General features: G+C 61.9%; 17 protein-coding genes, 1 pseudogene and 1 riboswitch. Of the genes and pseudogenes, 6 read left to right on the forward strand and 12 right to left on the reverse strand.

The annotated features are described in order from the left end of the window. Positions 1-37: 37 nt before the first annotated feature. The gene (locus ACW5W7_RS15260; protein WP_456502250.1) at positions 38-1246 is read right to left on the reverse strand and encodes an OmpP1/FadL family transporter; all 1209 of its coding nucleotides are present in this window, start codon (positions 1244-1246) and stop codon (positions 38-40) included. Between the two features lie 183 nt (positions 1247-1429). Between ACW5W7_RS15260 and ACW5W7_RS15265 the strand changes: the two genes are divergently transcribed. Together ACW5W7_RS15265 and ACW5W7_RS15270 are read left to right on the forward strand one after the other, a co-directional pair. Next, positions 1430-1747, forward strand: coding sequence for a heavy metal-binding domain-containing protein (locus tag ACW5W7_RS15265; protein WP_349921857.1), 318 nt, complete (start codon positions 1430-1432; stop codon positions 1745-1747). A 335-nt stretch (positions 1748-2082) separates the two neighbouring features. Beyond that, positions 2083-3093, forward strand: coding sequence for a S66 family peptidase (locus ACW5W7_RS15270; protein WP_456502251.1), 1011 nt, complete (start codon positions 2083-2085; stop codon positions 3091-3093). Between the two features lie 82 nt (positions 3094-3175). Here ACW5W7_RS15270 and ACW5W7_RS15275 read toward each other — a convergent pair whose 3' ends face one another. After that, positions 3176-5440, reverse strand: a complete 2265-nt coding sequence (locus tag ACW5W7_RS15275; protein ID WP_456502252.1) for an LTA synthase family protein — start codon at positions 5438-5440, stop codon at positions 3176-3178. Between the two features lie 251 nt (positions 5441-5691). Here ACW5W7_RS15275 and ACW5W7_RS15280 point away from each other — a divergent pair. Beyond that, a pseudogene (locus ACW5W7_RS15280) lies at positions 5692-6759 on the forward strand (hypothetical protein); the annotation flags it as partial. A gap of 118 nt (positions 6760-6877) precedes the next feature. Here the strand turns inward: ACW5W7_RS15280 and lysC are convergent. Both lysC and argA read right to left on the reverse strand, forming a co-directional pair. Next, a complete protein-coding gene (gene lysC, locus ACW5W7_RS15285; protein ID WP_434667327.1) occupies positions 6878-8230 on the reverse strand; it encodes a lysine-sensitive aspartokinase 3 in 1353 nt (450 codons plus the stop codon). Positions 8231-8316: 86 nt separating this feature from the next. Beyond that, positions 8317-8538: riboswitch (Lysine riboswitch) on the reverse strand. 131 nt (positions 8539-8669) lie between these two features. After that, a complete protein-coding gene (gene argA, locus ACW5W7_RS15290) occupies positions 8670-9998 on the reverse strand; it encodes an amino-acid N-acetyltransferase (RefSeq protein ID WP_349921861.1) in 1329 nt (442 codons plus the stop codon). A 248-nt stretch (positions 9999-10246) separates the two neighbouring features. Here argA and msrA point away from each other — a divergent pair, with 248 nt between their 5' ends. Continuing rightward, a complete protein-coding gene (gene msrA, locus ACW5W7_RS15295) occupies positions 10247-10879 on the forward strand; it encodes a peptide-methionine (S)-S-oxide reductase MsrA (RefSeq protein ID WP_456502253.1) in 633 nt (210 codons plus the stop codon). 354 nt (positions 10880-11233) lie between these two features. On the opposite strand, the gene ACW5W7_RS15300 is transcribed toward msrA, so the two are convergent. From ACW5W7_RS15300 to ACW5W7_RS15310, 3 genes are read right to left on the reverse strand one after another with little or no spacing between them, the layout of a single operon-like run. Beyond that, positions 11234-11569 carry a DUF3802 family protein gene (locus tag ACW5W7_RS15300; RefSeq protein WP_456502254.1) on the reverse strand — a complete coding sequence of 112 codons (336 nt, stop codon included), beginning with the start codon at positions 11567-11569 and terminating at the stop codon, positions 11234-11236. 48 nt (positions 11570-11617) lie between these two features. After that, positions 11618-12181: a GNAT family N-acetyltransferase gene (locus tag ACW5W7_RS15305; protein WP_456502255.1), complete on the reverse strand. Its 564-nt coding sequence runs from the start codon at positions 12179-12181 to the stop codon at positions 11618-11620. After that, positions 12178-12546: an MmcQ/YjbR family DNA-binding protein gene (locus ACW5W7_RS15310; RefSeq protein ID WP_456502256.1), complete on the reverse strand. Its 369-nt coding sequence runs from the start codon at positions 12544-12546 to the stop codon at positions 12178-12180. Before ACW5W7_RS15310 ends, ACW5W7_RS15305 begins: the two co-directional genes overlap by 4 nt. A 109-nt stretch (positions 12547-12655) precedes the next feature. Here ACW5W7_RS15310 and ACW5W7_RS15315 point away from each other — a divergent pair, with 109 nt between their 5' ends. After that, positions 12656-13444: an alpha/beta fold hydrolase gene (locus ACW5W7_RS15315; protein WP_456502257.1), complete on the forward strand. Its 789-nt coding sequence runs from the start codon at positions 12656-12658 to the stop codon at positions 13442-13444. Between the two features lie 313 nt (positions 13445-13757). Here the strand turns inward: ACW5W7_RS15315 and ACW5W7_RS15320 are convergent, their stop codons facing one another. From ACW5W7_RS15320 to ACW5W7_RS15335, 4 genes are all read right to left on the reverse strand, one after another. Next, on the reverse strand, positions 13758-14495 hold the full coding sequence (locus tag ACW5W7_RS15320) for a hypothetical protein (protein ID WP_456502258.1): 738 nt from the start codon (positions 14493-14495) through the stop codon (positions 13758-13760). A 453-nt stretch (positions 14496-14948) separates the two neighbouring features. Beyond that, positions 14949-16061: a lipocalin-like domain-containing protein gene (locus tag ACW5W7_RS15325; protein ID WP_456502259.1), complete on the reverse strand. Its 1113-nt coding sequence runs from the start codon at positions 16059-16061 to the stop codon at positions 14949-14951. After that, positions 16058-18457, reverse strand: a complete 2400-nt coding sequence (locus tag ACW5W7_RS15330; protein ID WP_456502260.1) for an ABC transporter permease — start codon at positions 18455-18457, stop codon at positions 16058-16060. The genes ACW5W7_RS15325 and ACW5W7_RS15330 overlap by 4 nt, the downstream gene beginning before the upstream one ends. 45 nt (positions 18458-18502) lie before the next feature. Then, positions 18503-19183, reverse strand: coding sequence for an ABC transporter ATP-binding protein (locus tag ACW5W7_RS15335; protein ID WP_456502261.1), 681 nt, complete (start codon positions 19181-19183; stop codon positions 18503-18505). A gap of 152 nt (positions 19184-19335) precedes the next feature. On the opposite strand from ACW5W7_RS15335, the gene ACW5W7_RS15340 reads away from it, so the two are divergent. Further along, the gene (locus ACW5W7_RS15340) at positions 19336-19803 is read left to right on the forward strand and encodes a DUF4357 domain-containing protein (protein WP_349921869.1); all 468 of its coding nucleotides are present in this window, start codon (positions 19336-19338) and stop codon (positions 19801-19803) included. Between the two features lie 204 nt (positions 19804-20007). Here ACW5W7_RS15340 and ACW5W7_RS15345 read toward each other — a convergent pair. Further along, a partial coding sequence (locus tag ACW5W7_RS15345) for a Bcr/CflA family multidrug efflux MFS transporter (RefSeq protein ID WP_456502262.1) occupies positions 20008-20936 on the reverse strand: 929 nt, incomplete at its 5' end.

The following is a 20936-nucleotide window of genomic DNA, read 5'->3' on the forward strand; positions in this document are numbered from 1 at the left end:
AACCGCTCTCGTGAGCGGTTTTTTTTTGCGCAGAGGGTCAGAAACGCCTGTGGTAGTTGACGGCGAAGAAGTAGAAGTTCGGGTCAGGATAGTGGCCGGAGAGGCCACCGAGATCGACGCTTGAGCCGTCCATGTGCAGGTATTCGAATGCCACGCCGAGGCTGTCTTGCGGGTTGAAGGCGTAGCGGGCGCCGGTGCCAAGGCGCACGGCCGCGCCGCTTGGCACCGTCAGTGAGGTGTTCTGCTGATCCTCGTAGGCGCTGCTGTCATAGGCGATGCCGCCGTTGAGGGTCCACTGGGGGGTCAGCGTGTGCTGAACCCCCAGCGCCAGGTGGTAGGTGTCCTTGTACATCCCCTTGTCGGTGATGACGCGCCCGGGCAGGGCGACCTCGTTACTGTTGTACTTGCTCCAGTCCTGCCAGCCGAGGTTGCCCATGATGGCCCAGTCGTGGGTGAGCTGATGGTAGGCGCTCAGCATCAATTGCTGGGGGCTGTTGACCAGGCCGGTGACCGAGAGGCGGGCGCTTTCGCCGGGCAGGCTGGGCAGGGGAATGTCGCGGTCGATGTTGAAGTGATACTTCACCTCGCTGGTGTAACCCAGGCCAATGCGGGTCCCTTGATTGAATTCATAGAGCACCCCCAGCTTGCCGTTGAGGGCCCAGTCGCTGTCATCCTCCTTGTTCTCCCCGTTATTCGTGTCGCGGGTGAGGGCGAACAGGCCGTAGTTGACGCCAAGGGCCGCGCCGAGGGACCAGTGCTCATCGATGCGATAGGCCAGAGACGGCTGCATGGTGAGGGCGAGCAGGGTGGCCTCCTTGATCTGCTGCTTGCCCGCCCAGTCGCCGTAGTCCAGCCCCAGCCCGAAGTTGCCATAGGTGGCAAAGCCGACGGACCAGCGCTCGTCGAGCTGCTGGCTGTAGTAGAAGGAGGCGGCGGGGAACCAGCCGATGACGGTATCGACGTCCGACTGGGCGGGATCGTCCAGATCGTAGGGGGCGTCCCCGTAGAGCAGCTGGCCGCCGACGGTGAGCTGGCGTCCCTCCAGATGGCTCAAGCCAGCCGGGTTCATCAGCTGGACGCTGGGATCCTGGGCCCGGGCGGCCATGCCCGCGGTGGCAAGCCCCAGATCGTCGGTGCCGGTTTCGTACAGATAGAGGCCGCCTGCCTGGCTTGGGGCTGCGGTGAAGAGGGCGAGGGGCAGCATTAGCCGGGGGATGAGGGGGCTTCTGGCATCAAGGCTGGTCATCTTGGTCACGCTCCTGTGATAAAGGGGTTGTTCGCACGTGGGGAGTATAGATGGCATTTGACTGTCAAATCATGTGCTTGCCATCTCCTCACATGGTAGGAGCCGGCTTATGCTATCGCGGCAGACCTGCTAACCTGACGCTGACGGCGCATCGGCGCACACAATGACCCCACAGGAGACCCCATGATCCTCTCAACGACCCCCACTCTGGAAGGCAAACCCATTCGTGAATATCGCGGCATCGTCGTGGGCGAGGCCATCCTCGGCGCCAACGTGTTCAAGGACCTGTTCGCCGGCATTCGCGACATCATCGGCGGCCGCTCCGGCGCCTATGAAAAGGAACTGGCCCGCGCCCGGGAGATCGCCTTCGGGGAGCTCAAAGAGCGGGCTGCGGCCCTCGGCGCCAATGCCGTGGTCGGTATCGACATGGATTACGAAGTGGTGGGCCAGAACGGCAGCATGCTGATGGTCAGCATCAGCGGCACCGCCGTGGTGATCTAGTCACTCCCCTGGCTACAGACCGCCCAGTTGTGAGAGCCGATCCCTGGATCGGCTTTTTTGTGCCTCGGCGCTCGTCATTGTCGGGGCGGGATCGGCGCTGCGGGGCAGCACGCTGGTCTGATGAGCACCGGCAGGATGAGGTCGCGCGTCACGGATCGACAGAGATGTTCAATTTTTCTTCACCAATTGATGAGCTTGTTTGATTTATCTAAACAAAAAGCGCCTGCTGGCAGGGGCTTTCACCCTTGTCGGCGGGGAAAACAGTGGATTAGGATGAGGCCCACTCAGAATTGCGCCGATCCCGGCGCAGAGGCCAACAGGACGGAGGCTTTCCCATGCCATTGCTCAAGCCCGCCGGGCTAAAACCCGGCGATACCATCGGTTTCTTCTCCCCCTCCAGCGCGGCCACCGCCTGGGCGCCGCACCGGTTCGAGCGTGCCAAGGCCTATCTGACGGCGCAGGGCTTCAAGCTGAGGGCTGGCAGCCTGACCGGCGTGCAGGACCACTGGCGCTCCGGCGCTATCGCCGCCCGGGCCGATGAGCTCAATGCCCTCATCCGCGATCCTAAGGTGCGCGCCATCATGTCGGTCATCGGCGGCAGCAATGCCAACTCCCTGCTGCCCTATCTCGATTACGAGGCACTGAAACGGGATCCCAAGATCCTCATCGGTTATTCGGATGTGACGGCCCTGCTGCTCGGCATCCACGCCAAGACGGGCCTGGTTACCTTCTACGGTCCGGCGCTGGTGGCGTCGTTTGGCGAGTTGCCGCCCCTGGTGGACGAGACGCTGGCCGGTTTTAAGCACGTCTGCATGGCCGATGGGGCCGCCGTCCCCCATGTCTTGCCGACGCCAGCGCATTGGAGTGACGAGCGGCTCGATTGGGAGCACCAGAGTCGGGCCAAGGCGTGCCAGCCCAATCGGCTGATCTCGGTGGGGTCGGGCAAGGTGCGGGGGCGGCTTATCGGCGGCAACCTCAATACCCTGGCAGGCGTCTGGGGCTCTCCTTACATGCCGCAAATTGAGTCTGGCGATATTCTGCTGCTGGAGGACAGCCTCAAGACGGCGGAGACGGTGGAGCGCGCCTTCGCCCACCTCAAGCTGTGCGGAGTATTCGATCGCATCGGAGCCCTCATTCTCGGCAAGCACGAGCTGTTCAATGATCAAGGCAGTGGCAAGCGGCCGCTCGACATCCTGCTGGAGGTGGTGGGGGAGCCGCGCTTCCCTATACTGGCGGAGTTCGACTGCGCCCACACTCACCCCATGCTGACCCTGCCACTCGGTATCCAAGTCGAGCTGGACGTCGATGAGCAGCGGCTGACCCTGCTGGAATCCTGGTTGTGCTAGTGGAAGGCAGGTCAGGGGAGCGACTGACAGGGGAATAAAAAGAGGCCGCAGTGGCGGCCTCTTTTACATTCTGGTCGGGGGATCAAGGCAGGGCATCGGCTTTGAAGCTCGCCCGGATCTGGGGCACCAGGGGGGAGGGATCGAACCCCTTCTCTTCCCCGAGCACGGGGTGGAGCAGGGGCAGATCCGGGATGGGGGCGAGATCGCCGGCCAGCAGGGCGCGGGTAGCCTGTCCCATCTGATAGAGCTGGCGCACCGGGGCGAACTGGCGCTCGAGTGCTATTCCGCTATCGCTGCGGGTGAAGGCCATCATGGGGATCTGGTAGGCGGCATCCCGGGGCGGCTTGGCGCCGTGAATGCCCTTGCCCGCCGACATCAAGAACGGCTGGTGATCCCCGAAGGCCACCACCAGATAGCGTTTGCCTGAGTTGTCCAGGCTCTTGAGCAGCCGCTCCAGGGAGGCCATGGCATCCACCACCCCGGTGTAGTAGGTGTTGAGCAGCTGCTGGTCTGCCGCGCTCTGATCCGGGCAGGCTCCGCCTCGCTGCTGGGCCTGGTAGCGATCCCCGTCGAAGGGGCCATGGCCCTGCATGGTGACCGCATAGGCGAACAGCGGCTTGTCATCCTGCTCGCTGCGCTTGAGCAGGTGATCGATGAGGGCATCGTCGGAGATGTAGAGCCCCTTGTGCTCCAGGCTGCTGAAGCGGGTATCGAACCAGCGCTCCTGATAGCCGAGCGCCGGAATGGCCTTGGCGCGGCCCCAGAACTTCTCCACATAGGGGTGAACGAACAGGGTCTGATAGCCGCTCTGCCTGGCGCTCTGGGCCAGCCCCGGCACCTGCTCCGAGAGGTAGTAGTAGGGCACCACCCCCTGTTTGAGCAGCCCCACCGGCAAGCCGGTATTCATCTCGAACTCCGCCAGCACCGTCATGCCCCCCGTGGTGGGGGAGTGGATGGTCTTGTGCCATTGCTGCACGCCGGCAGGCAGGCTCAGGGTGGGGGCCGGGGCACAGATCCTGCCCTGCCAGTCGAGCCAGAGCGATTCGTATTGCAGCACGATCACCAGATCGAAGCGCGGGGGCTGGGAGGCCTGGAGAGTACCGGGCCGGGCGAGCTCGGGGGTGCGATCGTTGATCTGCAAGGGGTAGCGAAAGACGTTGCCGCTTTGCAGCATCTCGTCCACCAGGTTGAAGACGTAGAGGCCGGGGCCGGCACGGATGATGTCCCTGTGGTAGTTCACCGCCCTGTCCACGTAGCGCACGTTGGCCCCGAGCAGCTTGTTGCTGGTCTGGGTCGCGAACACGCAGAGGGCGAAGAAGGCGACGGTGGCGGCGCTGGCGCGCAGGATCCAGCGGGAGAGGGCGAAACGCCAGCACAGGTAGAGCAGCCCCAGGGCGCCGAGCACCGGCAACACGGGGTGCTGATCGAGCAGGATATGAACGAGCGCCAGCAGGTTGCCGAGATCGTCCCCGCCAAGGGGCACCCCGTAGATGGCTATCTTCATGAAGTTGGCGAGCAGACCGATGCCGGAAAGCGCCGTGAACACCAGCCCCATGTAGAGGTTGAAGCCCGCCAGGGCACACAGGCTCCAGCCCAGCACCATGCTGCCCCAGGCGAGGTAGTAGTGCTCCGGCCGAAAGCCTGACCAGAGCAGAAACTCCCCGAGCTTGAACACCACGAAGCCGTGCAGCAGCACGAAGGTGAGGTTGCCGAGCAGCAGGCTGCCCAGCACCCGTGACGCCGGACTCTGGCGCAGGCGTGGCAGCAGCGCCCGCAGCACGGTGGCGCTCACCAGCAGCACCAGCAGCAGGCTGGTCATCAGGTAGACGAGGTTGAAGCCACGCTCCGGCAGGGTCTGCAGGATCTGGCTGTACTCACCGCTCTCGGGCCTCTCCTTGAGCAGCAGGCCGATGCGCAGCTGATAGCGGCTGTCCAGGGCATCATCCGGCGCCCGCAGGGTGCTGTTGAGATCCAGGGTGCAGCGCTCCTTGCGACACTTCTGACGCTTGTCCACCGCCTGACTCAACTGATCGATGCGCACCCCCTTGTCGTTGAGCAGCTCCACCCGCACCTTGTCCCCCGGCTGCAGGGGCTTGAGCAACTGCCACTGACTGCTCACCACCAGATAGAGGCCGCGGCTGTCGCTCTTGTAGAGCAGGGAGTGGCGGTTGAGGGTGGCGATGGGTTGATCGGCGGGCCCCAGGATGAGCGGCTCGGCTCGCCCGAGCCAGCCGATGGGATTGAGCAGGGGCAGGGCCAGGGTCAGCAGCAAGAGTGCACTGAGCAGGCCAAACAGCAGCCTGGAGAGACGGGAGGGAGGGCTGTGACCGAACTGGGGGGCATTCATAAAAAGCTCATCCTTGGAGCGGGGTTCGCAGCCATGGCTGCATCTATTTTGACCCGATGGTGCTGGGTGGGTTCCTTGATGTCAATTTAATGACCGAAAGATGAATATTGTGTGACTGTATTGACTTGCAAATTGTGATCCCGATCCAGAGGCCGGATTGATTCTGTGATGAAAACGGCATCATGAGCGTTTGCCGCTGGTTTGCCTCTGTCTTGCTGCTTAGTCTCTCAATAACGGTCGGAGGTACATGTATGAATCCTAAGGTTGCGGCACGTCAGGCAAGGCTGCTCCAGATGCTGGAGCGCAAAGAGGAGATCCGGATCGGGCGTGAACGCGACTGTCCCCAGCCATTGGCCCAATTGCTCAAGCTGACCGAGGATCACCCTGATGTGCTCAGGGTCTATCGCCACGGCCTCACCGCCGAAGTGTTTCATCTGAAAGTCGAGGGTCATCACTGGTGCCTCAAGCGGCGCAGGGCCGACTCCCTGGTGGCCAATGTGGACGGTCAGACCGCCTTCTTGACCGAGCTGGAGCGGCGCCGGGAGATTGAAACCCTGCGAGAGTTGCACCCCACCATCCTCTCCCACGTGGTCTGCACCTGCTTCGGTTCGGCCCGGGCCGGGGTGCTGGTCTCCCCCTGGCTCAGGGGGGATCCCGTCAAGACCCTGAACCGGCGCAATCTGGCGCAGATGCTGGCGGTGCAGGCGGAGCTGGCCCGCTGGGGCTGGTTTGACTGGGATCCGAGCCCGGGCAACCTGCTCGATGACGGCCAGCAGATCTCGGTGTTCGACTTTGGTTACATGTGGCCCTTCGATCCCCGCCACGAATTCAACTCCAACGGCCTGTCCGATCCCGAGTTTCATGTACCCGAGCGGCTGGAGACCCGTACCCTCTCCGGTCTCTGGCTGGACGAGGCGGATCCCCTGCCGCTGTTTCACCACTGGCGCACCCTCTGCCTCGCCTGGGCCACGGACGAGTTGCAATACCTGCACCGGGAAGGGGCCAATCCCGCCGTGCTGGCCCGGATGCAGGCGCTGCTGGCGCGCTGGCGCACCGCCCTCGAGAGTGACGAAGCGCTGGCGGCCAACTGGTGGCAGGATATGTATCGCAGCCATCGGCTCGATATCGACGACGATCTCGGCGGCAAGAGCTGCGGCCCCCTCACGTTGCGTCGTCTCGACTGGCTGGAGAGGGCGGTGCGGGATCACTATCCATCCCTCGCAGCCAGCCTGAGCGACGAAGAGGCCGGGCTCGGTCAGCAGGGCTTGCTCGCGCGGCTCGCGGCTTTGCGCGACCCCATCAGGGAGCATCTGCTGCCACAGGCCGTCCAGGCTTTCGCCCTACTCGGGGCGCCCCCCCGGGGTTTCCCCTTCACAAAACCCTCACGGGGGCCCGGGGCCCCCTCTTCTTGTTGATGGAGGATTGTCGTCATTGGGCTCAGTCGAGCAGCTCCTGATGGAGACGGTTGACGATGTGGCCCGCCTCGCTCTCTTTGACCAGGAAGCAGAGGTTATGGGCGCTGGCGCCGTAGCAGATCATGCGGATATTGTGCTCGCGGATGGCATCAAATACCCGGCTGCCGACCCCGGCTGCCTCACTCATGCGGTTGCCGATGAGGGCCACCAGTGCAAGATCCGTTTCCACTTCGACCTTGCACAACTGCCCCAGCTCCGCCAGCACCTTGTCGCCGAGGATGGGTTCGCCGTTGCTCTGGCTGCCGGTGTGATCCAGGGTGAGCGACACGCTCACTTCGGAGGTGGTGATGAGATCCACCGAGATGCGATGGCGCGCCAGGATGCCGAACACTTCGGCCAAAAAGCCGTAGGCGTGGAACATGTTGAGGCTGTGCAGGGTGACCAGCACCTGGGAGCGGCGCAGGGCCACGGCCCGGAACAGCGGGTTGGTGGTGGTGCTGGCGCGGATCCAGGTGCCGCCTGCAGCCGGATCCTTGGCGGAGCCGACGAAGACCGGAATGTCCTGGCGCAGGGCCGGCTGCAGGGTGGCCGGATGCAGTACCTTGGCGCCGAAGGTGGCCATCTCGGCCGCCTCCACGAAGCTGATTTCGGGAATGGGGCGGGCCCGGGTGACGAGGCGCGGATCCGTGGTGTAGATGCCGGGCACGTCGGTCCAGATCTCAATGCTGCTGGCATCCAGCGCCTCGGCCAGCAGGGCCGCGCTGTAGTCGGAGCCCCCGCGTCCCAGGGTGGTGGTACGGCCGTCGCCGTCGGCGCCGATGAAGCCCTGGGTGATGACCAGGCTGTCGCCAAGCAGGGGCCCCAGGCTGGCCTGGCAGAGAGTGCGGGTGGCGGCGAGATCCACGCTCGCCTTGCCAAAGCGGCTGTCGGTGCGCATCAGCTGGCGCGCATCCTGCCACTGGGCCTTGACGCCGCGCTGGTGCAGCAGCTCGGTAAAGAGGCGAGTCGACATCAGTTCACCGCAGGCGATGAGCCTGTCGGCGAGTTCAGCGTCCGTGTGCAACTGGGCCTGACGGGCCATGGTCCGGATCTCGGCGAGCTGAGCGTGGATGATGGCGCTCACATCGCCGGGTTCCCCCAGCGCCGTCAGTATGGCTTGCTGAATGTCGGCGAGCCGGGCGAGCTGGGCATCCTGACCCGCCTCGTCCAGTTCCCCTTGCGCCAGACTCACCAGCAGGTTGGTGACGCCGGCGCTGGCACTCAGCACCACCACCCGGGTCGCCGGATTGGCCAGTACCACGTCGGCACAATGGTTCATGGCCGCGGCATCGGCGACACTGGTTCCGCCGAACTTGGCGACGTTGATCTGGCTCATAACATACTCCTGTCTCAAGGTGAAAATCCGGTTTCAGCAGGCAAAAGAGAGGAGGAGGCGATAAATGGCAGGAAAACACGAGGGTCCCGGCCAGAAGCACTCCATCCGCGGTGCCCATCCCACAGACATCCTGATGGATGCCTGTGGGATGCACACGACCGATGACAACCCGGGGGATTCAGCCCCCGCAGCCGACGTGGTGGTCTCCAGCGACCCGCCTCGTCTCGGCGCTGCTCCCCCTGACCCAAGTTCACCGGACGCTGGCGTCCTCCCTTGGGCTGCCTGGGCAGCGCTCCTCTTCTGGTGCCACCCTGAGGTGGCGTGCATGTAGAAATACCCTGCACTGGAATGCACTGTCAATCGAGTTTGCAAAAAAATCAACAATCGACAGGAACCAGGCACAAGATCAATCAGTTAGCTAAATGCTTCGTACAAAGAGTTACGCGATTGTCTTGGACAATACCTTGGATCTGCGCTGCCAGTTGTAGAAGCGCTGGCGTGCCACCGGCAAGTCTTCCACCTCCAGCGGCTCGAAGCCCCGTTCCCGGAACCAGTGAATGGAGCGGGTGGTGAGCACGAACAGACGCTCGATGCCGAGCCGTTTGGCCCGCTCGGCCACCTTGGCGATCAGCTGATCTCCACGGTTGGAGTTGCGGTAATCCGGGTGGATGGCGACGCAGGCCATCTCGGCCATGGCCTCCTCCATGAAGCAGTAGAGGGCGGCGCAGCCGATGATGAGACCGTCCCGCTCGATGATGGTGAACTTGTCGATCTCCATCTCCAGTTGCTCGCGGGAGCGGCGCACCAGTATGCCTTCCTCTTCCAGCGGGCGAATGAGATCCAGGATGCCGCCGATGTCCTCGATGGCGGCGGCCCGCGCCCGCTCGGCACTTTCGCGCACTATCTGGGTGCCGAGGCCGTCACGGCTGAACAGCTCCTGCAGCATGGCGCCGTCATCCTGATAGCTCACCAGGTGGGAGCGGGGAACGCCGCCGCGACACGAAGCGATGGCCGCGCGCAGGTAACGGGCGGTGCCGGACATCTCTTCTCCCGCCTGCTCCAGCTCCACCAGGAGCTCTTCGGCCTGCTCGGGGAAGAGCTCGGAGATGGCCTCGCCGTGGCGGTCCATGACCCCCTGGGTGCTGCTGAAACAGATGAGCTTGTCGGCCTTGAGATCCACCGCGACCCGCCGCGCCACCTCTTCCGAGCTCAGGTTGAAGCTCTCGCCGGTGACCGAGCAGCCGATGGGGGAGATGAGCACCATGGCCTGCTGATCCAGCTGGCGACGGATCCCCTCCACATCGATGCGGCGCACCCGGCCGCTGTGGCAGTAGTCGACGCCATCCTCCACCCCGAGCGGCTGGGCGGTGACGAAGTTGCCACTCACCACGCTCAGGCGTGCCCCCTGCATGGGGGTGTTGGCGATCCCCATGGAGAGCTGGGCCGTGATGTCGTACTGCAGCCCGCCACACACCTGTTTGATGAGGTCGAAGCTCTGATCGTCGGTGACCCGGATGCGCTTGTGGTACTGCGCCTCGATGCCGGCCCGGGCCAGCGCCTCGTCGTTCTGCGGGCGGGAGCCGAACACCAGTACCAGCCGGATGCCGAGGGTCTGCAACAGGGCGATGTCGGTGACGATGTTGGCAAAGTTGGGGTGGCAGATGGCTTCGCCCCCCATCATCAGCACGAAGGTGGCGCCTCTGTGCACGTTGACATAGGGGGTGGATTGCCGAAAGGCATAGACCAGGCTGGGTTCGCGTTCACGCACTTGAGACTTCTTCCATAAAAAAACAGCAATTTGCTCAATATATGAAAATAAATTCACAAATCAAGACTAAATATTGATTTGGTGGCTGTTGCTGCCATTTATCTCCTCCAGGGGGAGGGGAGAGGACGGGAAACTGGCGTGGGTCAGGCGGCGTCCGGCCAAGTTGATCCCATGCCATAACCTGTTATCTTCGATACTCCTTTTCGTCAGTCGCGGCATTTCGCGAGTTTTATACAAGGACAGGGCATATGGAGCAGATTATTTCACCGGCAGAGGCGCTGCCGGGTCGACGTGAGGCGCTGGTGATTGGCCAGCAGCACGCGGTCAATGGCCATCCGACTCAGGGACCCTGGCCCGAGGGGCTGGAGTCCGCCTGGTTTGGTATGGGTTGCTTCTGGGGCGTGGAGCGCCTGTTCTGGCAGCAGCCTGGCGTCTATTCCACCGCCGCCGGTTATCAGGGGGGGCTGACCCCGAACCCCACCTACAAGGAGGTGTGCAGCGGTCTGACCGGTCATGCGGAGACGGTGCAGGTGATCTTCGATCCCAAGGTCATCAGCTACGGCGCCCTGCTCAAGCTGTTCTGGGAGCAGCACGATCCGGCCCAGGGCATGCGCCAGGGCGGGGATGTGGGCACCCAGTATCGCTCGGTGATCTTCGTCGGGGACGAGAGCCAGGAAGCCATCGCCCAGCAGAGCCTGGCTGCCTTCCAGCAGGCCATGGCGGCGAGCGGTGACGGGCGCACCATCACCACCCGCATCCTGCCGCTGGCTCCCTTCTACTATGCCGAGGATTACCACCAGCAATATCTGGAGAAGAACCCGGAAGGCTACTGTGGCCTCGGGGGGATCGGGGTCTGTCTGCCCCCCAGCCTGAATCACTGAGTGCAAAAAGCATGCTAAAAAGGGGCCGTTCAGGCCCCTTTTTAATGGCTAGACGAGAGAAACACAAAGAAACGAGTGAAACGGAAAGAAAATTGAAAAAAATCTGTCACGACGGGGAACTTAACTGAACTGGCGCTGACTAAACAGGTAGCTACCAAGGACGGCAGCCAAGACCAGACACATTTTTCTTGCCTCGAGATTCATTCAACTTAGACAAGCGCGATGAATTGAAAATGATAGCAAGCAGGGCTGCCCCAGAGGCGGCCCTTTTCATGTCTGCTGCATGTCTGCTGCGTAGTATCGCGGAGCAATCAGCGGGTTGACGAGGCACCGTGCGGGACGAGCCAATCAGCGTTAGCGGATGGCGCTGTCGAACAGGTTCTTGATGAGATCGATGAATTCATCGAGGAAGGCTTGCTGGGCCGGCGTGGGGGCGCGCAGCCAGACCGCGGAGAGCACCTCTTCCAGATCGGCGACCACGGCGTCGGCCTCCTGCATGATGAGAAAACGCACCTTGGCGTCGAGCTGGGGGTTTTGCTCGCAGATGGTCATCAGGTTGTCGGCTACCCGGCCGCTCACCAGATCATCGATGGTCTGGCTGCCCGTGCCCGCCTGCTGGCTTTCGAACAGGGCCAGACTCTCGACCAGATACTCGATCAGCGCAATGTACCCTTCGCTCTCTACCACCATGATGGCTGCCTTCATTCAATCTGTGGAAAGTGGGCCGTATTTTAGTGGCTACCCCTGGCTTGGCAAGCGGCAGTGCAGGCGATGACGGATAAAACTGACTCCGCCCCGTTCAACGGTTTCCAATCCGGTCTGCTCAAAGCCGTGGCGCAAGAAGAGCCCCAGGCTGAAGGCACTCGCCTCCGTGGTGAGCAGAGGCAGGCTGCGGCGCCGGGCAAATTGCATGGCGGTCTCCAGCAGACGGCCCCCCAGCCCCTGTCGCTGATGATGCTGGCTCACATAGAGCAGGCTCAGGTGGCCGTCATCGCTCAGGGTCACAAAGCCAAGGGGCGCGGATTTTGTCGTCTCTTCTCCTGCCATGTGCCCCTCACCTTGCGGCTTTACACATGTGATGACCCAGCCGTGGTGCTCGCGCAACTGGGCCGCAAGACCGGGATGGCTGGCCCCTTGAGCCCACTGCTCCACTTGTTCGGGACTGTAGTGCTCAGGGCCTGTTTGGCGCACCGACTGCTCGAACAGGGCGAGCAGGGCCGGGATATGACCCTCGTCCAGGGGAACGACTTGGTATGTGGCTGGGTTTTGGAATTGAGAGGCGTCAGACATGGGAGGGCTCATGGTTTGGGATGGATGGTCGGGGCCTGGGGGCGTTTGGCCTTGGGCAGACCCGCCACCACCCGCTCATAGGAGTGCACTATCCAACCCTGCCACAGCTCGGCGTCGAGACCGCCCTCCAGGGTGACCGTGTTCCAGTGCTGCTTGTTCATGTGCCAGCCCGGTTTCACCTCGGGGTGGATCTCTCGCAGCAAGAGCGCCAGTTCCGGCTCGCATTTGAGATTGATGGTAAGGGGCTCGGCCTGCCAGTCCACCAGGGCGAACATCTTGCCGGCGATGCGATAGACCAGGATTTCGGGGCCGAACGGCGTATCTTCGGTGGCGCCGGGTTGGCTGAGCAGAAATTCACGCAAGGATATGAGCGTCATACGATACTCCATGCTGGTCCAATGATGAGCAGCAGCATATTCATCGGGCGCGCCCCATCTGTTAATATGTCGACCGAGTATATCCCCCAACCACCCGGGAGCCCATAAGATGTTGTACCACAAGACTTTCGAGCTGGGTCCCGAGCGGGATTGGGTGGTGTTCGTGCACGGTGCAGGCGGCAGCTCCTCCATCTGGTTCAAGCAACTGCGCGCCTATCGGGAGCACTTCAACGTGTTGCTGCTGGACTTGCGCGGCCACGGCCAGTCCAACCAGTTGCAGCAGGTGGTGCAGGGCCACTACAGCTTTCGCGCTGTGACCGAGGACATACTGCGCCTGCTCGATCACCTGCGCATCCCCCGTGCCCATTTTGTCGGCATCTCCTTGGGCACCATCCTCATTCGCCACCTGGCGGAGCTCTGCCCGGAGCGGGTCAAGAGCATGGTGCTCGGCGGCGCCATCCTGCGCCTCGACATCCGCTCCCGGGTGCTGGTGCAGCTCGGCCGCCTCGGCCAGCATTTTTTGCCCTACATGTGGCTCTACCGGTTGTTTGCCTTCATCATCATGCCGCGCCAGCGCCATCAGGAGTCCCGCAACCTGTTCGTGCGCGAGGCCCGCAAGCTCTGCCAGAATGAGTTCAAACGCTGGTTCCGCCTCGCCACCGAGGTCAATCCATTGATGCGCTACTTCCGTGAGCGCGCCCTGCCGATCCCGACCCTCTACCTGATGGGGGAGGAGGATCATATGTTTATCGCCCCGGTGCGCGAGCAGGTCGCCCGCGATCCCTACAGCCAGCTCGCCGTCATCGAAAACTGCGGCCACGTCTGCAACGTGGAGCAGCCGGAGCACTTTAACCGGCAGTCGTTGGCGTTTATATCCAGTCAGACGGTTGTGGCGTAAGTGGTTAAGTTGAGTGAGGCACAGCAAAACAGCGGATTGCCTCGTTGCTACAGAGTTTTATGCGACCATCCAGAGAAATAGAAAACTTATCCGATAATTGTCTCGGGGCAGGTGTGGTTCGAACGTTCCATCCACAATCGTCTGAATACGCTCGCTATTCGAAATTACGGCCATTAACCGCAATATATTGTTCCGTTCTAATGAGCTAGCAAAGCATGATTACTGGACTAAAGCACAACAGTCATAACCACCGAAATTAATTGGTTCTGGAAATACCATGAATTAATAGTTTATTTTAAGTTGCTTGTTCATATTATTGGCTCTCGACAAGTTTTTGATGAGGGTATTTACGCTTAAACTCAGAATGTAATTGGTTACTAACATCAACAATATGCTTTTTTACCTTTGGTAATTGCAGGTAAATTTCATTGGTAAATTCAACGAGAGAAGGCAGCAGGGCACTCCCTACAATTTTTTCTAGTTCCTCTTGACTAAAATTAATTCCGGGAGAGAAATGGTGCTGAACTTTTCTCTGGTAGTCATTTATATACAAACTATTTCTTCGCGTAATCGTGTGAGAAAGTGACTTAAAGTCTCTCTGGCAGCGATCTAGTTCTGATAATAATGCAGTATTTGGTGATGATAGCAAACATAAGCTCTTTTCAATGCTAATTGCATCACAGAGAGTATCGTCAAATTTTAGTGACTCGAGCTGTAAAGCTCTGCTTTTCTCCTCGATGTTCTGAAACCGAGAGATCCTATCTTCAAACATAGATATGAATATAGCTTGTCGTTCGAGGATGAAAATTGTGTATTTGAAATAGTTAACTTCGTGTTCTTCTTTATCTTCTTCTCTGGAGTAGACAACATGAAACAAAGTAAGCAATGCAGCAACTGCACCAGCTGAGGCAAAGAAAACGCCAAGTGAGTTTAGCACCGATAAAAAGTCATGTGATTCACTATCTGCATAAGCTAAAATAACAGCAGATGCGTAAAACCCTAAAAATAAAAAACAAATATGTAAAGAATAGCGGCTTACGAAGTTTTTCACAATTACCCTCGATGTTAAAGTAAACTACAAAAATAAATATTTATATGTGGTGGTGATATCGGCTTTTATATTTTCAATGGTGTTTTTGATACATGTTAAAACATCATTGATATTTTAATGTCCTACACTTTCCTGAGTGGTGAAGCACACTGTGGATATATGAATGTTGTTCTTATTATCCAGCAGCGGGCTTTGGGGTGCCAATTCCTTTCAGCAAACCACATGGCTACCGCACGCCCAATGTGTAACCGGGTTGAGGAGTGGGCAAACTATAGCGGTGAGGGCCGGATGAGTAGCCTATCAAACGCCGATCAGCCTTGTTGAGTGAAAACGGAGCTTACCCATGGGATTTGAATGAAATTTTGATCGTTGTCAGATTTTTACGGGGAATAGAAAGCAGAGTAAGTGAATAAGAATACGGCAGATGGAGGCAACCGACCATAAGCTGGGTGTTCAATAGCCTGTCATTTCCAAATATCCCAAGCCATGAGCATCCCCTGAAACTGTCACAGCCCCCTCCCAATAATCGAAACGGCCTGTCATGGCCTGATCAGGTTGGCGGGCACGAATTTTGAGATTCATATCGGCAGCTCTGAGTTGCCATTCGATGGGATAGGGCTGGCCCTTGGGGCCGCGCCAGGTCTTGCCGGGGGTGAGGGTGATGGAGTCAGGGGACAGCACTCGGCTGCTGCCATCGCGCTCAATCAGGATGCCGTAGCGGTTTTCGGGCTGGTTTTCGGGATTGGCATGGCCGGGTTTGGTGCGAAGACGAAACAGCATCAGCTCGCGGCCATCAACGAGTTGCAGCGAGAACCAGTCCCAGCCAGCCTGCCAATCCGCCAGCACAGAGCTGCTCCACTCGTGATCGAACCAGCCCAGGCCGCTGACCTTGCGGGTCTCACCATCAAGCGTCAGGGTACCGCTAAGCGCCAGGCGCGGGAAGGAGTAGTAAAACGAGGCGTTGCCCGGGCTCTTCTCGCTGTAACCCGATTCGCCTTGCAGCACGGCGGGTTTGCGATTGCTCACCTCGAGTGCCAGCTGACCGATGGCGCTATCGACGTTGAGCCACGCCGGAAAGAGCGCCGTCCCTTGGGATTTAAGTGTCCACTCCCTTAGCCAATATTCGCCCTGGCTGGCGCCCGCCAAGCCCGGCCCCTGGCGGCTGGTGCGCTCGTCCTGCAGATGCTGGCCGGTGGCGAGATCCGTGATGGCAAATTGCGCCAGCCAGAGCTGGGGGGTGAGCCAGGGATTGGTCAGTGGTTGCTCTCGAACCGAGCCTTTCTTGTCAGCAATTTGCCACTCCACTCCCTGGCGAAACAGGGTCCACTGCAGGCCGTATTCGCGCCCCTGCTCGTCTTTAAGGTTCCCCGTGAGATACCACCACTCGGATCTGTAGTCTGGGTGGGCTGCGTGATCCGTGGGCAAATTCACTGTCTGCCCAGGCTGCGCTTTTTTGAAGTGATCGCCGCCGCTGCCGAGCACGGTGCCCAGATCCTGGGCCTGAGCGTTGGTGCCCAGCACACTCAGCAGGGCGGCCAGCAGCTTGGCCCGTAGTGAATGCGTCATACCACCCTCCTTGCGGCAAACCAGGAGGCAAGGGCCCCGCAGACGGGCGCCAGCAACAGCGCCGTGATGGCGTGAGCAGGGGCGGCCTCGAAGGCCAGTCGCCAGCCGAAGGCGCGGGGGTTGACCACTTCAATGAGCACCCAGGCCAGGCCATAACCCACCGGCAGGGCGAGCAGGGCGGTGAGCAGCCCGAGGCCCGCCCCCTGCCACACCAACAACTGACGACAGCGGCGGGGGCTTAATCCCAGACTCTGCAAGGTCTGTAGTTCACTTCGCCGGGCGAGCCCCAGCACCAGAAAGGCGGAGCCGATACCGACAAAGGCAATCCCCAGGATCAGCAGTTTCAATAGCTCGGTCACCACGAAGGTCTGATCGAACACCCTGAGGGCCGCGGCGTGGATGGCGGGGGCGGGGAGGAGGTTTATCTTCTCGCCAAAGCGGGCCCGCAGCCCATCGGCAAGCCGCTCCGGCGCTGGACTGAAGAGCGCGAGGGACTGCACCGGCCCCGATTCAAAATCGTGCAACACCTGCCCCTTGTCGCTGCCGTAATCCTGATAGACGCCGGTGACTTGCACCTGTCGCGGGCCCGACTCACTCGTGATCACAAGGGTCTGGCCGACCTTGACCCCGAGGCGCACCGTCAGCGGCTCGCTCGCCAGCACTTCGTCAGGGGCCACTGGCCAGCGGCCGCTCAGCAGGGGATAGGCGGCTTTGAGCTCGGGGATGGCGTCCATCTGGGCCCATTCGATGGGCTGCCCCTGCCAGCGGGCGGGCTGCACCGAGCGGCGCGAGGCGGCGCCAACGTCGGGGCTGGCGAAGATGGCGTCCAGAGTTGACTGGTCGAGCGTGCCGCGACTACCCGCCGCGCCTTTGGGGGCGCTCACATAGAGATCGGCGGCGAGGCGCTGGCCCAGCCAGATCTCCACGCTGGTGCGAAAGCTCGACACCATGACGCCGATGCCGATGGCGGCGGCGATGGCGAGCTGCAGCGCCATCACGGCGATGGCGGTGCGATCCAGATGGTATTGGGTCTCGGCGACGGCAAGCCGGGTGGTGAGGCCGCCGGGCCGGCGCCGCAACCGGCCCAGCACCCAGCGCAGAGCATCCGGCAGCGCGAGCGCCATGGCCAGCAGCCAACCGCCAGCGACGAGCAGGGCACCGGGCAGTCCCGTTTGGGGTAGCGCGAGGCAAAGCGCGCAGACAAGCAGAATGGCGAGTGCCAGCAGGCGCCTGCGCCAGGGATGGGGGCTTAGACGCACCTGGCCTTCACGCAGTTGCAGCGGTGATTGGCGCAGCAGTGCCCACCAGCCGGGCAGGTTGGCGGCGAGGGTCCCCAGCAGGCCCAGGGTTGCGGCCTTGATAAGGCCCCCGGGGGCGAGGCGCAGGAGATCGATGGGGTTGGGGCCATAAAGGTCGGCCAGTGCCTGGGTCAGCTGACCCATCAGCCCCTTGGCGAGCAGCACCCCGAGCACCAGGCCGAGCAGGGTGCCGAGGCTGGCGAGCAGGCCAAGTTCCAGCCCCAGCCAGAGCAGCACCCGGCGCGGCGGCATGCCTAAGATGATCAGCTGGGCGAGCTGGGGGCGGCGCACGCTCTGCACGAAACGCTGGGCGTTGAACACCAGAAACAGCCCCACCGCCATGGCGAGCAATGAGAGGGCGCTGAGGTTGAGCCCCAGCGCATCGCCGAGCAGGCTGGCATCGAGCGCCGGGCTGATGGGCTCTAGCCAGAGCGGCTTGGGCAGTCTGGCTTGCAGTGCGGTGGCTTCTGCCTCGCTTAGCGTGAACAGGATGCGATCCAGCTGCCCGTTCTTGCCAAACAGGGGCTGGGCGATGCCGAGATCGGTGAGCAGCAGTCGCTCCATGGGCACGGCGCCGGGTTCGAAGGTGCCCGCGAGGGTCAGCTGGAGTGACCGCTCACCCAGCATAAAAGCGCGGGTCTCGCCGACGGCCCAGTCGAGGCGCTCGGCTTCCGGCTCGGCGAGCCAGACGGCGTCGGCCCGCGCTAGGGAAAATGATTCCTTGTCGCCGCTCTGTTTGCCTGAGCCAAGCAAGGGGCTCAGTGGGCCGGGGTTCAACAGATCGATGCCGAGCAGCTGGAAGCTGCGCCCCTCGGCGTCCTTGAGCCAGGCGTGCACCTGGGGCAGGGCGGCGAGGGCGCGCTCGCTTCGCACCAGCTTGACGTAAAGCTGCTCGTCCAGGCCGCCACTTGGGGCCAGCCGGTAGTTGGCCTCCCCGGCGAGCTGGCTGCGGGCCGCGACAAAATTGGTCTTGGCGCTCTGGTTGAGCAGCTCGATGGCGACCACCAGCGAGACCCCCAGCATCAGGCCGGTGAGGCTCATCAGCAGCAGCCAGGGGTGGGCGCGGTAGAGGCGCAGCAGCGCCTTTAGGGGCAGCACGGCGCGGCTCCCTGGGTGGGATAAGAGGTTTGATTCACCACCCGATCAGCCATGGGCCGCGCCCTTGATCTCCAGCAGCCGCCCGCCTTCGAGGCGCAGCACCCTGTCCACCTGATTGGCGTAGGCGGGGTTGTGGCTCACCAGCAGCAGACCGGCCCCGCTCGCTTGCACCGCCCCCATCATCAGGTCCATTACCTGCCGGGCGTTGTGCTCATCCAGGCTCCCGGTAGGCTCGTCGGCGAGCAGCCACCTGGGCTGGTGGATGAGGGCCCGGGCCAGGGCGACCCGCTGGCGCTGGCCGCCGGAGAGCTGCTCCGGCCAGGCGTGGCGCTTGTCTGCCATGCCAAGGCGCGTGAGCAGGGCATCGAGTCGCTCAGGCTCACGGGGCAGGCCGTTGATATCGAGCGGCAGGCAGCAGTTTTCTTCCACCGTCAGGGTCGGCAGCAGGTTGAAGTCCTGATAGACGATGCCGAAGTGGCGACCGCGCAGGCGGGCCCGCTCGCCGCTCGGCTGGTGGTCGAGACGGGTGTCATCGAGCCAGACCTCCCCCTCATCGGGGGCAATCAACCCGGCGATCAGGTTGAGCAGGGTGGACTTGCCCGAGCCGCTCTGCCCCAGCAGCAGACAGCTTTCACCGGCGTGCAGACGCAGATCCAGCCCCCTGAACAGGGGAGGGGAAGCGGCGTCAGCGCCAAAGGACTTGCTCAGGTTTTTCAGGCTCAGCATGGGATAACCGGTTGATGGTCAATGGCTTTCACTGTGACAACCACTATGCCAGTTAGTGATCCCGGCTGCAAAAGGGATGAGGATCCTCGCTGGATCCCGCTCGCCAGAGGTGGTTAGAATAGGGGCCTCCATGGGTCACAGGATGAGCAAGGATGTTACACAAGCAAGTCAGTTTTATCGTCGACAGCAAGGGCACCAAACAGGCTGCCGTGGTTCCCATCGACATCTACAACGAGCTGATGACCCTGCAAAAGGCGCTCTCCGACAACAAGCCCGGGGAGCGCGAGCTCTACCACTTCAACGGCAAGGGGGCCGAGGCTCATGGCTACCCGGTGGGCAAGCGGCAGAACCCCGGTTTCATGGTGCAGGCGGGATCCACCGCCAACGGCGAGGATGCGGCATCCCTGCGTGAGGCGGTGATCGAGCTGCGTCTGGAATTGCTGGACAAGGGGGTGCTGAGCCCGCGGGCCGAAGGGGGCTTCGTGTTCGTGGCCGATCAGCTGTTCAACAGCCCGAGCCTGGCCGCCAGCCTGGTGGCGGGCAACAATCGAAGCGGTCTGGACGCCTGGCAGAACAGTGCCGGTTATACCCTCAAGCAGTCCGGTTTTGGCAAGAAATAGGCGCAAAGCCATTAGCTGTGCTAATGAAAATGCGATATTGATAAGAATTTTTCAGAACTTGTGACCCAGAGAGCCCGCTGAGAGGCCGGTTTGTCCCTCCTGTTGGCTCAATGCACGCGGCCCCGGCGCCCCTCATATCGACATCGGGTCGATGAGAGGGCGCCGGGGCCGCGTTTTTTTATGGCGAATTGCGAGCGCCCGGGCTCAGCGTGACTGCTTCTTGCCGGTCAGTGACCAGTAGCAGATCGCCGAGCCGAAGCCGCAGCTGGCGATGGCGATGGCCATGGGCAGGGGGGATTCGGGTGGATTGAGGTTGACCAGGATCCCCACCAGGGCGCCGATGCCAAAGCGCAGGGTGCCGGCGAGCGCGGAGGCGGTGCCCGCCGATTGGGGGAAGTGGCCCATCAGGCCGGTCATGGCGTTGGCCCCCACCAGGCTGATGTGACCGACGAACAAGACCACCGGGATGACGATGCCCCACAGGCCCCCGGTCTGGCTCCAGGCGTTGTAGATGAGCAGGGCCCCCGCGAGCGGCAACATGATGAGGCCGTACTGCAGCATGCGCTCGGCCCCCACCCCTTTCACCAGGCGGCTGTTGGCGAAGGTAACCACCATCATCAGCAGGATGTTGAGGCCAAACAGCCAGCCGTAGTGCTCGGTCGGCACGTGGAAATACTCGATGTAGACGTAGGGCGAGGCGCTCAGGAAGGCGAACATGCCCGAACTCGACAGGGCGCCGCACAGCACATAGCCCATGGCGCCGCGATGGGAGAGCACCCCCCAGTAGTTGCACAGCACCTGGCCGAGCTTGAGGGGCTGCTTGTGCTCGGGTTTGAGGGTCTCGGGGATCTTCCACTGCAGCACCAGGCAGATGAAGAGGCTGATCCCCACCAGCAGCCAGAAGATCACCCGCCAGTCGCTGTGGGCGCTGATGTAGCCCCCCACCACGGGCGCCACCAGGGGCGCCAGCGTCATCACCAGGATCACGAACGACATGGCCCGCGAAAACGCATCTTTTTCAAACAAGTCCCGCAGCAGGGCATTGACCACCACGGAGCCGGCGGCGCCCCCCGCGGCCGGCCCCAAGCGCCCCGCCAGCCCCCCCGGCCGGGCGTCCGCCCAGGCGCAGCCCC

The sequence above is a fragment of the Aeromonas intestinalis genome (assembly GCF_054052485.1).

What these genes read in the sequence shown, in the direction of transcription:
- ACW5W7_RS15265 (WP_349921857.1), top strand. Translation starts at nt 1,430, where the DNA reads ATGATCCTCTCAACGACCCCCACTCTGGAAGGCAAACCCATTCGTGAA.
- ACW5W7_RS15260 (WP_456502250.1), bottom strand. Translation starts at nt 1,246, where the DNA reads ATGACCAGCCTTGATGCCAGAAGCCCCCTCATCCCCCGGCTAATGCTG.
- ACW5W7_RS15310 (WP_456502256.1), bottom strand. Translation starts at nt 12,546, where the DNA reads ATGACGCTCATATCCTTGCGTGAATTTCTGCTCAGCCAACCCGGCGCC.
- ACW5W7_RS15305 (WP_456502255.1), bottom strand. Translation starts at nt 12,181, where the DNA reads ATGAGCCCTCCCATGTCTGACGCCTCTCAATTCCAAAACCCAGCCACA.
- ACW5W7_RS15270 (WP_456502251.1), top strand. Translation starts at nt 2,083, where the DNA reads ATGCCATTGCTCAAGCCCGCCGGGCTAAAACCCGGCGATACCATCGGT.
- ACW5W7_RS15340 (WP_349921869.1), top strand. Translation starts at nt 19,336, where the DNA reads ATGTTACACAAGCAAGTCAGTTTTATCGTCGACAGCAAGGGCACCAAA.
- ACW5W7_RS15315 (WP_456502257.1), top strand. Translation starts at nt 12,656, where the DNA reads ATGTTGTACCACAAGACTTTCGAGCTGGGTCCCGAGCGGGATTGGGTG.
- ACW5W7_RS15325 (WP_456502259.1), bottom strand. Translation starts at nt 16,061, where the DNA reads ATGACGCATTCACTACGGGCCAAGCTGCTGGCCGCCCTGCTGAGTGTG.
- ACW5W7_RS15300 (WP_456502254.1), bottom strand. Translation starts at nt 11,569, where the DNA reads ATGGTGGTAGAGAGCGAAGGGTACATTGCGCTGATCGAGTATCTGGTC.
- msrA (WP_456502253.1), top strand. Translation starts at nt 10,247, where the DNA reads ATGGAGCAGATTATTTCACCGGCAGAGGCGCTGCCGGGTCGACGTGAG.
- ACW5W7_RS15335 (WP_456502261.1), bottom strand. Translation starts at nt 19,183, where the DNA reads ATGCTGAGCCTGAAAAACCTGAGCAAGTCCTTTGGCGCTGACGCCGCT.
- lysC (WP_434667327.1), bottom strand. Translation starts at nt 8,230, where the DNA reads ATGAGCCAGATCAACGTCGCCAAGTTCGGCGGAACCAGTGTCGCCGAT.
- ACW5W7_RS15275 (WP_456502252.1), bottom strand. Translation starts at nt 5,440, where the DNA reads ATGAATGCCCCCCAGTTCGGTCACAGCCCTCCCTCCCGTCTCTCCAGG.